Here is a 16376-nt window from a genome sequence, read left to right as displayed (position 1 = left end):
TTAAGCATCCTTGGAGACGATAGCGAGCAGTTCGCTTTCAGACAGCGAAGCCATTTCTTGTTGCAGGTCCAGCAGCTCATCCGACTCGTATTGCGCCAGCTGCAGGGTGGTGATCAGGTCGGCCAGGGCTCCCAGCGACGGGTGTTCGAACAACCCCCTGAGCGGCACTTCGACGCCGAAGGTTTCGCGCGCCCGGAGCGTGACTTGCACCGCCAGCAGCGAATGGCCGCCGAGTTCGAAGAAGTCGTCGTGACGGCCGATCCGTTCCAGGCCCAGCAAGTCGGCCCAGATCTGCGCCAGCAGGGCTTCGGTTTCGCCGTTGGGTGCTTCGTATTGGCGATAGGCGAAGTCTTCGCTGCGAGGCGCGGGCAGGGCGCGGCGATCCAGCTTGCCGTTGGGGCTCAACGGTAATTGCTCGAGCACCACGAACGCCGCTGGAACCATGTAGTCCGGCAACTGCGAGACCAGGTAAGGGCGCAGCGTGCTGCTGGCGTTACGGCCGGCCAGGTGCGGTTCGACACTCAGGTAAGCCACCAGGCGCACGGCCCCCGGTGTGTCCTCGCGAGTGATGACCGCCGCCTCGCGCACGCCCGGCAGGGTCAGCATCAAGGCTTCGATCTCACCGGGTTCGATACGGAAACCGCGGATCTTGACTTGCTGGTCGTTGCGCCCGAGGAACTCGAGCACCCCATCGGCGCGCCTGCGCACCAGATCGCCGGTGCGGTACATCCGCGCTTCGTCGCTTGCCGCGAACGGGTCGGCAAGGAAGTGTTCGGCGTTCAGTTGCGCCCGGTCCAGGTAGCCACGGGCAACCCCCGCACCGCCCACGTACAGCTCGCCCGGTACGCCGAGCGGTGTCGGCTGGCGCTGTTCGTCGAGCACGTACAGGCGGCTGTTGGGAATCCCTCGACCGATCGGCACCGTGCCCTGGTCCTCAACAGTGCAGCGATGCACCGTGGCCCAGACGGTGGCTTCGGTGGGACCGTACTCGTTGTACAAGGTGATCGCAGGTTCAAGCCCGGCACATTCCTGCACCAGCTGTGCGGGGCAGGTTTCACCGGCCACGATCATCTCTTGCAGCGCGCCATGACCCTCGCCAGCGGCAAGGCTGGCCAGCACCAGGCGTCCCAGGGAGGGTACGCACAGCAATGAAGTGATGGCCTGTTCGCCGATGAAGCGGGCAATGGCTTCAGGGTCCCGGGCAGTCTCGGCATCCGGGATGCACAGGGCGCCGCCACTGACCAGGGTGCCGAAGATTCCGGCCACGGAGCTGTCGAAGGCTATCGATGACAGCAGCAGGAAACGCTTGCCGGTCGCCGGCCCATACACCGCGCCACGGGCCAGCGTCGAAGCCACCAGGTTGTGGTGTTCGATCATCACACCCTTGGGTTTGCCGGTAGAGCCGGAGGTGTAAATCACATAGGCCAGATGCGTCGGGGTCAGGCCGGTGCTATCCAGGTGTGGGTCGCGGCTGTTCGACGGCGTCGCCAGCGCCTGTTCGATGGCCAGGTAGCGAGTGCCTTCCTGCAGCGTGCCGATGGCCGCGCGACCGACCGGATCGGCCAGCAACAGACGCGGCCGGGCATCCTCGACAATCGAGGCCAGGCGCTCGGCCGGGTAGCTCGGATCCAGCGGCACATAGGCGCCACCGGCCTTGAGAATGCCCAGCAAGCCACTGATCATCGCGACGCCGCGTTCGACGCAGATCGCCACCAGATCTCCCGGCTGGACCCCCGCCGCGATCAACTGGTGGGCCAGACGGTTGGCCTGGGCGTTGAGCTCGGCATAACTGAGGCGATGCTGGCTGTCGACCAGTGCACAGGCGTCCGGCGTGCGGTGCACCTGCTCTTCGAACAGCTGTTGAATGCACCGCTGCGTCGGGTAGTCCGCCTCGTTCTGGTTGAAGGTTTCCAGCAGCAGGGTGCGCTCCTCGGTGGGCAGCACGTCCAGTTGCGTGAGCGGAATCTGTGGCGTGTACATCAAGGCCTGGGTCAATTGTTCCAGGGCGCGTTGCATCAGCGCGCAGATGCGTTGCGGATCCACCGCCCGCACGCTTTGCACCGCCAGGCCCAAGGCATCGCCGTAATCGTTGACCGACAGGGTCAGCGGGTAGTTGCTCCGCTCGGCGCTGCCCAGGATCCGCATGCCTGGCCAATGCAGCGGGTTGTCACCGCGCTGGTGCCGATAATTGAGCAGGCTGGTGAACAGCGGCAGTGCGTTGGGCACACCGCTGCAGCGCTGGGCCAGGGCCAGGGATGCCTGTTCGTGGGCCAGCAGTTCACTGAGGTCGCGGTGGGTCGCCATCACCTGGGCGTTGGCGCCGTCTTCGGCCAGTCGCAACCGCACGGGCAGGGTGTTGATGAACACCCCGAGGGCACGCTCGGCGCCGGCAGAACCTTGCAGGCGACCGGCAACCACGGTGCCGAACACCACGTCATCACGACCGGTGCAACGGGCGAGCACCTGCCCCCAGGCAACATGGAACAGCACGGCTGGGGTGATGCCGCGTTCCCGGGCCTGGGCCCGGATGCGCAGGTTGAGTTCGACGCTCAGGCGCACACTGGCTTCTTCGATGTGATTGCCATCGCCTTGCACCTCCAGCAGATCGAAAGGCGCGGTGGGGGTATCGACATCAGCCAGTCGCCGGCGGAAATAGTCTTCGTGGACCTGCGTCGGGATGGCCTGGGTCTGGGCGATGAAGTCGCGATAGGGTTGCGGCCTCGCCAGGCTGTCGCCTTGTCCATGCAGGATGGCGTGGATTTCTTCGAGGACGATTTCCAGGGTCACGTGGTCGCTGGCCATGTGGTGGTTGAGCAGCGCCAGCATCCAACGTTCGGAATGCGGGTCCTGGGCAATGCAGGCACGCATCAATGGGGCCTCGCGCAGGTCCAGGCGCAGTTGCCGGGGATCGCTCAGGGTTTCAAGCTGGCTGATCGGGTCCTTGTGGGGATCGAGGGTGATGCTGTGCACTGTCAGCCGGGCCTGGCGTTGCACCACTTGTACCGCTTGGGGCAAACCGTCCCAATGCACGGCGGTGCGCAGTATGTCGTGGCGATCGATCACTGCCTGCACGGCGGCGATGAAGGCATCGAGGCACTGGCGGTTATCGAAGTCGAGCATCGAGCGCATCAGGTAGGCGTCACCTTCATGTCCCAGCAAGTGGTGGAAGAGGATGCCTTCCTGCAAGGGCGCCAGAGGGTAAATGTCCTGGATATTCGCCGCTCCACCGGGGACGGCAGCGACGATGCGTTCGAGCTGGGCCGGGGTCAGTGTCACCAGCGGCAACATCTCCGGGGTCAGGGCGGTACAAGCGGCCGGGATGAGATTGGCCGGTGCCTGGAAGGTCTGCTCCTGGGTGTTTGCCACGGCCTGGGCCAGCTCCCGCAGGCTTGGCGCGCTGAAGACGCTGCGCACGTCGGCGTTCAGGCCTTGTTCGCGCAGGCGTTCGATCAGGCTGACCGCCAGCAGTGAGTGGCCGCCGAGCTCGAAGAAACCGTCATGACGACCGACACGTTCGAGCCCCAGCAATTGTTGCCAGATGCCGGCAATCGCCAGTTCCACCGGACCTTGCGGTGCTTCATAGGCCCGGCTGGCGTAGGCGTCCTGGCCCGGTTCGGGCAGGGCGCGGCGGTCGAGTTTGCCGTTGGGCGTCAGCGGGAATGCCTCCAGTACCACAAAGGCGCTGGGAACCATGTAGTCGGGCAGGCGTTTCAACAGTTCGGCACGCAATTGTTCGGCCGCGGCCGGCACGCCGCACAGATAGGCGACCAGGCGTTTGCTGTAGGTCTCGTCTGCCTGGTGATCGCGGGCAACGACCACCGCTTCTCGCACACCCGGAAGGGCGGCGAGGGCGGCTTCGATTTCCCCCAGTTCGACGCGCAGGCCGCGGATTTTCACCTGATCGTCATTGCGTCCCAGGTATTCCAGCGTGCCGTTGGGTAACCAGCGACCGATGTCACCGGTTTTGTACAGGCGCGCATTGGCCGTGCTGGAGAACGGGTCAGCGATGAAGCGTTCGGCGCTGAGTTCCGGCCGGTTCAGGTAGCCGCGAGCCACACCGACACCGCCGATATGGACCTCGCCGCGCACGCCCACCGGCAGCAGTTGCCCGTGGCTGTCCAGTACGTGCATTTGCATGTTGCGGATCGGTTTGCCGATGGGGATCGACTGGTCCCGATAGGTCGAGAGGTCGCTGTTCACCCGGTGCCAGCCGACGACGCCGCTGCACTCGGTCGGCCCGTAGCCGTTCACCACCGTTGGCCGTGGCACTGCCAGTTTTTCCAGCATGGCGACGGGAATGGGCTCACCGCCCAATACCACCCTTTTCAGGCCGGACAAGGCTTGGTGCCGATCGGCAATCACCAGGGTGTGGAAGGCACTGGGCGACAGGTTGGTGTGGGTAATGCCGGCCTTGGCGATCTGCGCGACGATGGCGCCCGGGCTGAAGGGTTCTTCGGCCAGGTGCAATTGGGCGCCGACCATCAGCGGCGCCAGGATGTTTTTCTGGGTCAGGTCGAAGTTGTAGGAGGACGCCAGCAGCACCGCGTCATCGGCATCGAACGCCAGGTCCTCGATGAACCAGTCCAGCAAGTTACGCAAACCGCGATGCTCGACCATCACCCCTTTGGGCAAGCCGGTGGAGCCCGAGGTGTAGATCACGTAGGCCAGGTGGCCGAAATTCAGGTCCGTCACCCGGGGGTTGTGGTCAGGGGCTTGCAGCAGCGATGGGCAACCCAGTTCGAGCGTCGCCAGGCCTTCTGGCATCGGCAGCTCATCCAGCGCTTGTTGACGAACCAGTACCCGTGGCGCGCTATCGGCCAGCATGTGGGCCAGGCGTTCCGCCGGGTATTGCGGATCGAGCGGCACATAGGCCGCGCCGGCTTTCATGATGCCCAGCAAGCCAATCACCATCTCCGCGCTGCGGCGAGAGAAGAGTCCGACAGTGTCGTCAGGCTGCACGCCCAGCGCTATCAGGCGGTGGGCGATGCGGTTGGCCTGGGCATTGAGTTCGGCGTAACTGAGCACTTGCCCGGCGCACACCAGCGCCACGGCATCCGGGGTGCGCGTCGTTTGGGCCTCGAATACGGCATGAGGGAAACGCCCCGGGCTTTCGTCCAGGACGGCCGTGGCAGGGTTGAACTCGACCAGCAGTTGCTGGCGTTGCTGCGGATCCAGCAATGGCAGGCTCGTCAGCGGTTGTGTGACGTCGTCGAGCAGGGCATCAAGCAGGTGCAGGAAGTGTCGACTCCAGCCAACGACAGTGGCTTCGTCGAACAGATCAGTGGCGTACTGGAACTGGCCGCTGAAGGTCTCGCCGTTGTCGTTGAGCGACAGGCTCACATCGAAATGGCTGGTGCTGGCGGCCTGGGTCAGCGGCGTCAGGTTCAGTCCCGGCAGTGCCAGGACTTGATCGCGCGGCGTATTGCCCAGCACCAGCGTGGCCTGGAACAACGGGCTGTGGCCGAGACTGCGTGCCGGTTGCAGGGCTTCGACGACTTGTTCGAACGGCAAGTCCTGATGACTGTAGGCGTCGAGGGTGGTGGCCTTGATTTGGGCCAGCAACTGGTCGACGCGGCTGTGGGCCTGGACGTCGATGCGCAGGGCCAGGGTGTTGACGAAGAAGCCGATCAACGCTTCGGTTTCATTGCGCGGACGGTTGGCCACGGGCGTGCCGATCACCACTTCAGGCTGATTGCTCAGGCGCGAGAGCAGGATCGACCAGGCGCCCAGCAGCGTCATGAACGGGGTCAGGCCTTGTTGCTGGCTGAAGCGGCGCAGTCGGGCGCTCAGTGGTGCCGGGAGTTCCAGGGCCACGGTAGCGCCGCGATAGCTCTGCACCGGCGGCCGGCTGTGGTCGCTGGGCAGTTCCAGCAGCGCGGGGGCGCCGCTGAGGTGGTCTTGCCAAAAACGGGTCTGGGCCTGCAAGCGTTCGCCTTGCAGGTGTTGCTGTTGCCAGGCGGCGTAGTCGGCATATTGCAGGGCCAGGGGGGGCAGCGGGTCGTCGAGGCCTTGGCTGAAAGCGGCGTAGAGGGTGTTGAATTCACCGATCAGCACGGCCACCGACCAACCGTCCGAGACGATGTGGTGCTGGGTGACCAACAGGATGTGTTCGTCTTCGGCCAGGCGCAGCAGGCGCCCGCGAATCATTGGCCCCTGGCTCAGGTCGAAGGCCTCTCGGGTTTCGACCTGGGTCAGTTGCTCGACGGCCTGTCGCCGGGCATCGGCGTCCAGGCTTTGCAGGTCGTGCTCCTTCAGGGCAAAGCCGATGTCGGCGGCGGCGAACCGTTGATGGACCTCGCCGTCACCGCGTTCGAAGGTGGTGCGCAGGCTTTCGTGGCGGGCGACGATGCGATCCAGGGCGCGCAGCAGGGCGTTTCGATCCAGGCTGCCGCGCAGGTGCAACGCGGCGGGCATGTGATAGGCGACGCTGGCGGCGTGGTCCAGTTGATCGAGGAACCACAAGCGTCGCTGGGCCAGGGACAGCGGCAACGGCCGATCGCGGGGGACCACGCTGATTGGCTGGACACGGGACAGGGCCGCTTGATCGACACACTCGGCCAGCGCATGCAGCGAACCCAGGCCAAACAGCGTACGCAGGTCGATCTCGACCCCGAGGTCCTGATGCAGGTGGGCTTGCAATTGCACGGTCAGCAGCGAATGGCCGCCGAGTTCAAGGAAACCGTCGTGGCGACCGACCTGATCCAGGCCGAGCAGGGTTTGCCAGATCGCGCCGATGGCGATTTCAGTGTTGCCCTGAGGGGCTTCGTAAGCTTTGCTCGCCAGGGATTCCTGACCGGGCGCCGGTAGGGCGCGGCGGTCGAGCTTGCCGTTGGCGGTGAGGGGCAGGGCGTCCAAGTGCACGAAGGCGCTGGGCACCATGTACTCGGGCAAATGCTTGAGCAAGGCGCTACGCAGTTGTTCGGCCGGGACCGGCTCGCCACACAGGTACGCCACCAACCGGTTGTCCTCCCGGGCAATCACAACGGCGTCAGTGACACCGACACAGCCCAGCAACACGGTTTCAATCTCGCCCAGTTCGATACGGAAGCCACGGATCTTCACCTGGAAGTCATTGCGGCCCAGATATTCCAGCGTACCGTCGGCCAGCCAGCGGCCGAGGTCACCGGTCTTGTACAGGCGTGCGTTCGGTTCGCGGCTGAACGGGTCAGCGATGAAGCGCTCGGCGCTCAGCTCCGGTCGGTTCAGGTAACCCCGGGCCACGCCGGCACCGCCGATGTGCAGTTCGCCGGCCACGCCCAACGGTGTCGGTTCGCCACGGGCGTCAAGCACGTGGACCTGGACGTTGGCAATCGGCCGACCAATGCTCGGACGTTCGCCCAGGTCACGGATCAAGTCGATGGTGGCGTCCACCGTGCACTCGGTGGGGCCGTACATGTTGTAGAAACGGATGCTTGGGCAGTTGCGCAGTTTCTCCCAGGTCGCGGCGTTGATCGCCTCGCCGCCGAGCAGCACGCTGACGGGCTGGTAGCTCTGGCGTTCCAGCAGGCCGGCGGCGAGCAGGGTATCGAGCTGCGACGGCGTGGAGTCGAAGGCATGCACCTGATGTTGTTCGAGGAAGTCCAGCAACTCGTGGCCGCTGGCGCGGATCAGTTGCGGGATGATCACCAGTCGATGGCCGGAGAACAGCTGCGAGATGCCTTTGATCGACATGTCGAAGAAGAACCCGGCATTCAGCGCCACGGTGGCTGGAGCTGGGCAATGCTGGTGGGTGGTGCGGGTCAGCACTTGCCAGAAGTTGAACACCGAACGGTGCTCGACCATCACGCCCTTGGACTGCCCGGTGGAGCCGGAGGTGTAGATCACATAGGCCAGGTGCTCGGCAGTCAGGCCGGGTACCTGCGGGTTGACATCGAACGCCGCGTCGTCCGCCGCTCGCAGCGAATCGCTTGTGTCGAGCAAGAACACCGGCAGATCCCCGGACGGCAAGGTGAGCGCCGACTGGGTCAACAGTGCCCGAGGTTGACTGTCTTGCAGCATGAACGCCATGCGCTCGGCCGGATGGGCCGGGTCGATGGGCATATAAGCCGCGCCAGCCTTGAGCACGCCCAGCAGGCCAACGATCATGTCCAGGCTGCGTTCGGCACAGATCGCCACGCGCTGATCGGGCTCGATGCCCAGTTCGAGCAACTGCCGGGCTAGATGGTTGGCGCGGCGATTGAGCTGGCGGTAAGTCAGTTGTTGGCTTTCGCAGACCAGGGCCACCTCTTCGGGGTTGGCCTGGACCTGGGTTTCAAACAGGGTATGGATGGGCTGCGCGGAGCCGAAATCCGTGGCGGTGTGGTTGAAGTCATTCAGCAGCAATTGCCGCTCGGTTTCGGGGAGCACGTCGAGGCTGCTGGCGAGGCGTTCGGGGGCTTGTTCCAAGGCTTCGACCAACGTCTCCACGGCTTGGCCGAGATACGCGGCGATGCGTTGTGGATCGATGCCCCTGATGGATTGGGCTGTCAGGGAGAAATCTTCTCCCTCATCCGCCACCGCCACTTCAATCGGATAGTTGGTGCGGGCTTCGTTGCTCAGGAACCTTACACCGTCCCAGGCCAGGATCTGCTCTTCGTTGGCCAGTGAGCCGCCCTCGGTCTGATGGCGGAAATTGAGCAGGGTGGTGAACAGCGGCAGACCTGGGCCCACGCTGCTGCAACGTTGCGCCAGGGCCAGGGATGCCTGTTCATGGGCCAGCAGTTCGCTGAGGTCGCGATAGGTTTCGTCCACCAAGGTACCAACGCCGACCCCGACCAACTGGACCCGCACCGGCAACGTGTTGATGAATACGCCAAGGGCTCGATCAGCCCCCAACGAGCCTTGCAGGCGGCCTGCGACCACGGTGCCGAACACCACGTCGTCACGGTCGGTGCAGCGTCCAAGAACCTGGGCCCAAGCGATATGAAACAGTACGGCCGGTGTCACCCCGGCGGTGCGCGATTGCGCGCGGATCCGCTGGCTCAGGGCTGGGTCGAGGCGCACGTTGGCTTCCATCACGTGGGCACCGTCGCCCTGGACATCCAGCACGCCGAACGGCGCGGTGGGCTCCTCGACACCGCTCAGGCGACGGTTGAAATAGTCTTGGTGAGCGTGAGGCGGTGTCGCAAGGATTTGCGCGACAAACTCCCGATAAGGCATCGGGGCCGGCAGGCTGGCGCCCTGGTTCTGCAGCAGGGCCTGGATTTCTTCGAGCACCAGCCCCTGGGACACGTGGTCGCTGATCATGTGGTGATCCAGCAGGGCCAGCAACCAGCGTCCGGAGTTTGGATCACGGGCGACGCAGGCGCGCGTCAGCGGTGCCTGTTGCAAGTCCAGGCGCATGTGCCGTGGGTCGCTCAGACGCTCCAGTTGAGCGCGTGCGTCTTCATCGGCAACCAGGGTGATGTGATCTACCGGCAGTAACGCCTGGCGCTGCACCACCTGAACGGCTTGTGGCTGGCCGACCCAATGCACGGCGGTGCGCCGGATGTCATGGCGATCGATCACTACCTGCAGGGCCGCGAGAAAGGCGTCGAGGCGCTGACGGTCATCGAACTCGATGACCGAGCGCACCAGATAGGCGTCGCCTTCCTGTCCGAGCAAGTGATGGAACAGAATGCCTTGCTGCAGCGGGGCCAGCGGGTAGATGTCCTGGATGTTCCCGGCGCCCCCTGGAACGGCGGCGACAATCTGGTCGAGTTGGGCCGGGGTCAGTTCCACCAGGGGCAACATGTCCGGGGTCAGGGCTGTGCAGCCAGGCGGAATGTCGTTGGCCGGTGCCTGGAACAGTGCCTCGTGATTGCGGCTCAGGACCTCGGCCATTTCCCGCAGGCTGGGTGCCGTGAACACGGTCCGCACCGTGGCGTTCAGGCCGTACTGGCGCAGGCGGTCGATCAGACTCACGGCCATCAGCGAATGCCCGCCGATTTCGAAGAAGCGGTCGTGACGACTGACCTGTTCGATGCCCAGCAAATCTTGCCAGACGTTGGCGACGATCTGTTCGACCTCGCCACGCGGTGCCTCATAGACCCGGCTGGCGAAGGCGTCCTGGCCCGGCGAGGGCAAGGCACGGCGGTCAAGCTTGCCGTTGGCGGTGAGGGGCAGGGTGTCCAGATGCACGAAGGCACTGGGTACCATGTACTCGGGCAGGGACTCCAGCAACGCGGCGCGCAGTTGCTCGGCCGGTACCGGCTCACCGCACAGGTAAGCGACTAACCGCTTGCTGTCCGATTGGCCCGGTTGGCTTTCCAGCGGCACGACCACCACTTCGCGCACACCCGCAACGGCGGCGAGGATGGTTTCGATTTCCCCCAGCTCGATACGGAACCCACGAATCTTGATTTGCGAATCGTTGCGGCCCACGTAAACGACACCGCCGTCGGCGCGATAGCGGGCGATGTCACCGGTGCGATACAACCGTGCGCCGGGCTCCACGGCGAACGGATCGCTGATGAAACGTTCGGCATTCAGCGCGTCGCGGTTCAGGTAATGCCGGGCCACGCCAGCGCCGCCGATGTAGATCTCACCGTTGACCCCCACCGGTACCGGTTGCTGGTACGCGTCGAGAATGCGCAGGCACAGGTCCGGCAGCGGAGGGCCGATCAGGCTTGGCGCGCCGCTGTCGATTTCAGCCTGGCTGATCGGGTAGTAAGTGGCGTGCACGGTGATTTCGGTAATCCCGTACATATTGACCAGGCGGGTGCGGGACAGCGCGGTGCGCGCGGTCCACGGCCGCAGGCTGCGGAAGTCCAGGGCTTCGCCGCCGAAGATCACTTCGCGCAGGGCATGTTCCTGGTCGCTGCGCTCACGGGCTTCGCTCAATTGGCGGAAGGCACTTGGCGTCTGGTTGAGGACGGTGACCTGCTGTTGGCAGACCAGTGCGTAGAACTCGTCGGGTGAACGGGCCACGTCACTTGGAACGATGACCAATTTGCCGCCGTAGCTCAGCGCGCCCCAGATTTCCCAGACCGAGAAGTCAAAGGCGAAGGAGTGGAACAGCGTCCAGACGTCGTTGTTATCGAAATCGAACAAGTCGGCGGTGGCGTCGAACAGTCGTGCGACGTTGCCATGTTCCACCAACACGCCTTTTGGCAGTCCGGTCGACCCCGAGGTGTAAATAACGTAGGCCAGATGCCGGGGCGTCAGGCCCAGTGCGCTGGCCTCGAGGTTGTAGTCCAGGGACTGGTCGTCTATCGCAAGGTAATCCTCAAGATGCACCACCGGCACGGCATGCTCGGGCAACACCTCGAGGCAGGCCGGTTGAGCCAGCAAGGCCACCGGGCGGCTGTCGCTCAGCAGATAACCGAGACGCTCAGTGGGGTAGGCCGGATCCAGCGGCACGTAAGCCGCCCCGGCCTTGAGCACGGCCAGGACTGCGCAAACCATTTCCACGCCGCGCTGGGCCAGGATCGCCACCCGGTCATCGGGGCGTACGCCTTGGGCGAGCAATGCCCGGGCGATGTGGTTGGCGCGGCGATTGAGGGCCTGATAAGTCAGTTCGAGTTCGCCGAAGACCAGGGCGATGGCCTGGGGTTGGGCGGCGGCAAGTTGTTCGAAACGCTGATGAATCAGCCACTGCGGATCGAACACGGCTTTGGGTGGCTGCGCCGCGGGTGAAGCCTGGCGCTGGGCCGGGCTGAGCAGCGGCAAGCCGAGCACGGGTTGTTCGGCGTCCTCGACCATGGCTTCCAGCAAGGTCTGGAAATGCTGGGCGAAGCGTTCCACGGTGGAGCGGTCGAACAGATCGCTGGCGTACTCGAACCGGCCACTGATGGTGTCGCCGTTGTCGTTGAGCGACAGGCTGACATCGAACTGAGTGGTGTCGATGGCCTGGGGCAGTAGGCTCAGATCCAACCCCGGCAGCGCCAGGGCCTGATCATGGGGGGTGTTGCCGAGCACCAGCATCGCCTGGAACAGCGGGCTGTGGCTCAGGCTGCGTTCCGGTTGCAGGGCTTCGACGACCTGTTCGAACGGCAAATCCTGATGGCTGTAAGCGTCGAGGGTGGTGGCCTTGATCTGGGCCAGGAACTGATCGAGCCGGCTGTGGGCCTGGACATCGATGCGCAGGGCCAGGGTGTTGACGAAGAAACCGATCAGCGCCTCGGTTTCGCGGCGCGGGCGGTTGGCCACGGGCGTGCCGACCACCACTTCAGGCTGATTGCTCAGGCGCGAGAGCAGGATCGACCAGGCGCCCAGTAGGGTCATGAACGGCGTCAGGCCTTGTTGCTGGCTGAAGCCCCGCAGCCTGGCGCTCAGTGCTGTCGAGAGTTCCAGTGCCACGGCGGCGCCGCGGTAGCTCTGCACCTGCGGCCGGCTGTGGTCGCTGGGCAATTCGAGCAACGCGGGGGCGCCGGCGAGGTGGTCTTTCCAGAAACGGGCCTGGGCTTGCAGCCGCTCACCTTGCAGGTGTTGCTGTTGCCAGGCGGCGTAGTCAGCGTATTGCAAGGCCAGGGCTGGCAGTGGATCGTCGAGACCCTGGCTGAAAGCAGCGTAGAGGGTGTTGAACTCACCGATCAACACCGCCACCGACCAACCGTCGGAGACGATGTGGTGCTGGGTGACCAGCAGGATGTGCTCGTCTTCGGCCAGGCGCAGCAGGCGCCCGCGAATCAGCGGCCCCTGGCTCAGGTCGAAGGCTTCGCGGGCTTCGGCCTGGGTCAGTTGCTCGACAGCCTGTTGGCGGGCAGCGGGGGCCAGGGCTTGCAGATCGTGCTCGACCAGGGCGAAACCGCTGTCGGTGACGGCGAACCGTTGATGGACTTCCCCGTCACGCTGCTCGAAGGTGGTACGCAGGCTTTCATGCCGGGCGACGATACGGTCCAGGGCCTGCTGCAAGGCGTTGCGATCCAGGCTGCCGCGCAAGTGCAACGCGGCGGGCATGTGATAGGCAACACTGGCGGCGTGGTCCAGTTGATCGAGAAACCACAAGCGTTGCTGAGCCAGGGACAGCGGCAACGGCTGGTCGCGGGCGATCACGGCAATCGGCTGGAGCTGTGACTGGCTGGCCTGTTCCACACGCTGGGCCAGCTCGCTCAACGAGGTCTGGGCAAACAGCGTGCGCAGGTCGATCTCGACGCCGAGGTCTTGATGCAGGCGCGCTTGCATCTGCACGGTCAGCAGCGAATGACCGCCGAGCTCCAGGAAACTGTCGTGGCGACCGACCTGGTCCAGGCCGAGCAGGGCCTGCCAGATTGCGGCAATGGCGATTTCAGTGTCGCCCCGAGGGGCTTCGTAGGTTTTGCTCGCCAGGGATTCCTGGCCAGGCGCGGGCAAGGCACGGCGGTCGAGCTTGCCGTTGGCGGTGAGGGGCAGGGTGTCCAGGTGCACGAAGGCACTGGGCACCATGTACTCGGGCAAATGCTTGAGCAGGGCGCCGCGCAGTTGCTCGGCCGGGACCGGTTCGCCGCAGACATAGGCGACCAGGCGCTTGCTGTCCGGTTGCCCGGGGTTGTCTTCCCGGGCGATGACCACCACTTCTCGCACGCCGGGGCACAGCGCCAACGCCGCTTCGACTTCGCCGATCTCGATGCGCAAACCGCGAATTTTCACCTGGAAGTCGTTGCGTCCCAGGTATTCCAGCGCGCCGTTGGCGAGCCAGCGGCCAAGGTCGCCGGTCTTGTACAGGCGTGCGTTCGGTTCGCGGCTGAACGGGTCAGCGATAAAGCGTTCGGCGCTCAGCTCCGGTTGATTCAGGTAACCCCTTGCCACACCGATGCCACCAATGTGGATTTCTCCGGCGACACCCAACGGTTGGGGTTCGCCACGGCCATCGAGCACATGCATCTGGGTATTGGCGATCGGCCTGCCGATGGGCACGCTTTCGCCGGGATCACCGGGGCGGCATTGCCAGGCGGTCACGTCGATGGCGGCCTCGGTCGGGCCGTACAGGTTATGCAGCTCGATGCCCGCCAGTTGCTGTTCGAAGCGTCGTTGCAGGCTGCGGGGCAGGGCTTCGCCGCTGCACAGTACCCGACGCAAATCAGGAAAACCCTGGCTGTCGTGGTGTTCCAGGAACACGTCGAGCATCGACGGCACGAAGTGCAGCATCGTGATACCGGCCTGGCGCATCAGTCGGGCCAGGTAGTCCGGCTCCTGATGCCCTCCCGGGCGGGCCATGACCAGTTCACCACCGGCCAGCAACGGCAGGAAAAATTCCCAGACCGACACGTCGAAACCGAACGGGGTCTTTTGCAGCACCCGATCGCTGGCGTCGACGCTGTATTCGTCCCGGGCCCATAGCAGGCGGTTGACCACGCCCAGGTGTTCATTCATCACGCCTTTGGGGGTGCCGGTGGAGCCCGAGGTATAGAGCACGTAGGCCAGGTGTCGAGGCGTCAGGCCCAGGGCCTGCGGATCTGGATTATGTGCCGGTTGCGTGGTCAGTTGCGCGTGGTCTTCGTCGTCATCCAGGGTCAGCAGTGGCATGGTCAGCGGTGGCAACGCGTCCAGTAGCCCATGGCTGCTCAACACGACTTGGGGGGCGCTGTCGTCAAGCATGAAGGCTTGGCGCGCGCTCGGCAGGTCCGGATCGATCGGCACATAGGCGGCGCCGGCCTTGAGGATCCCCAGCAGGGCGACGACCATTTCCGGTCCGCGCTTGAGGCTCACGGCCACGCGAGCGTCCGGCTTCACGCCGAGTTCGATCAGGCGATGGGCCAGCTGGTTGGCCTGGCGGTTGAGTTGTGCGTAGCTGAGCAGTGGCCCGCTGTCGTCGCGTACGGCGCAGGCGTCCGGGCGCTGCTCGGCCTGTTGTTCGAATAACGTGTGGATCAGCACGTCCCGGGGATATTCACGGGCCGTGGCGTTGAATTCGACTTGCAAGCGTTGCCGCTCGGCCTGGCTCATCAGCGGGAAATCGCCCACCGGGGTGTCATAGCGCTCCAGCACCGCTTCGAGCATCGCGAGCATGCGCTGTTGCAAATACCGGGCTTCTTCCAGGCTGAAGTAAGCGGTATTGAAGTTGAAGTCCAGATGCACGTCTTCAAACGGATGGTAGTCGCGCACGAAAATGGCCATGGGCGTCTGCTCATAGCCGTTATCCATCGTGATCACTCGGGATGAGGTGCCACCGAACTGATCGTCGCCGTCGAGGCTTTCGAACGACAGCGAAACGTCGAACAGTTGTCGCCGGCCCGTTTGCGCCAGGCGCAGGGTGCGGTTGAGTTCGGCAATCGGGAAGCGCTGATGGCGGTAGCAGCGGCGCAGTTGCCCGCCGGCGGTGTGCATCAGCTCCAGCAGCGAGGCCTGGGGGTCGACGGGCAGGCGAATCGGACTGACCGAGGAAAACATGCCTGCGGTTTCCTTTGCCCGGGCCGTCGTACGGTTGTGCACGGGCATGCCGACGACGATTTCATCGACCCCCACGGTGCGGCAGAAATAGGTGGCGACCACGCTGATCAGCACATGGGCCACCGACAGGCTGCGCTCGCTGGCGAACTGCGTCAGCGCGTTGTACAGCGCTCGTGGAAGCATCGCTTGGACCTGGGCGCTGGGTGCCAGCTCGTTGGCCTGCCCGGTTTTGAAATCGGCCCGGCGTTGCAGCAGTGAGGGCGGCAGTTGAGCGTAGGTTTCCTGCCAGAACGCACGGTCTCGCTCGTAGCGGGAAGACTGCAGGTAAGCCCGGTCATCCTCGAGGAATGACAAATAGGAATGCCCCTGGGCGACCTCGTCATTGCCGGCCAGCAGTGCATTGTAGGCCGCCCCCACGGCATGGCCGATCAACGCAACGCCGATGCCGTCGGTGACCAGGTGGTGGTAACGGTTGAGCCAGTAGTGGCGATGCGGTCCGCAACGGACCATGCGCGCTTCCCAGAGCTGGCCGGTCAGCGATTCGAATGGCTGGCGGAAGGCGTTGCGCAGGTAGTCCATGGCCAGGCCGGCCTCGGCGTCGGCCTCGGAAAACTCCACCACTTCCAGGTTCACCTTGACCTCGGGCAAGACCCGCTGGCGGCCCATGCCGCCTTCATGGCTGAAGCTCAGGCGCAGGGTGTCGTGGCGGTTGGCAACCAGCTCGATGGCTTTCTCGAACAGCGGGATGTCGATCTCACCCATGATCTCCAGGGACATGCCAATGTTGTAGTAGGGCAGGTCCGGGTGCGCGAGTTGATCGAGCCAGATGCCCTGTTGGACCGAAGCCAGTTCATGGGACGCGGAGTCTTGTACGGGCAGCTTGGCGATCGAGGAATCCATGGAGGAGCACCTGTATGCAAATCATGAGTGCGTTTCCGGTCACGGGGCAGCGCTGCACAGTGACCAGGACGACGGCATGTCGGCGGGACGAAAGAAAATAGTGGGAAAAAACTAGAACATCCGTTGGGTGATGTCTGTCATGGGAAGCAGGGACAACCACGGGAAACGGGGCATTGCGGTGCTTGGGCAGGGTGGCGCGAGTCTGTTAT

At 64.5% G+C, this 16376-nt stretch carries 1 protein-coding gene; it reads right to left on the bottom strand.

Features of this window, described 5'->3' with window-relative positions:
- On the bottom strand, positions 1-16167 hold the full coding sequence (locus tag CD58_RS15555) for a non-ribosomal peptide synthetase (protein ID WP_049866959.1): 16167 nt from the start codon (positions 16165-16167) through the stop codon (positions 1-3).
- Between the last annotated feature and the right edge of the window lie 209 nt (positions 16168-16376).

The organism is Pseudomonas brassicacearum (assembly GCF_000585995.1).
GTDB lineage: Bacteria > Pseudomonadota > Gammaproteobacteria > Pseudomonadales > Pseudomonadaceae > Aquipseudomonas > Aquipseudomonas brassicacearum_A.
This window is presented reverse-complemented; position numbering and strand designations above follow the sequence as displayed.

Excerpts from the sequence above, each read along its gene's own strand:
- CD58_RS15555 (WP_049866959.1), bottom strand. The coding sequence starts at position 16,167 with ATGGATTCCTCGATCGCCAAGCTGCCCGTACAAGACTCCGCGTCCCAT.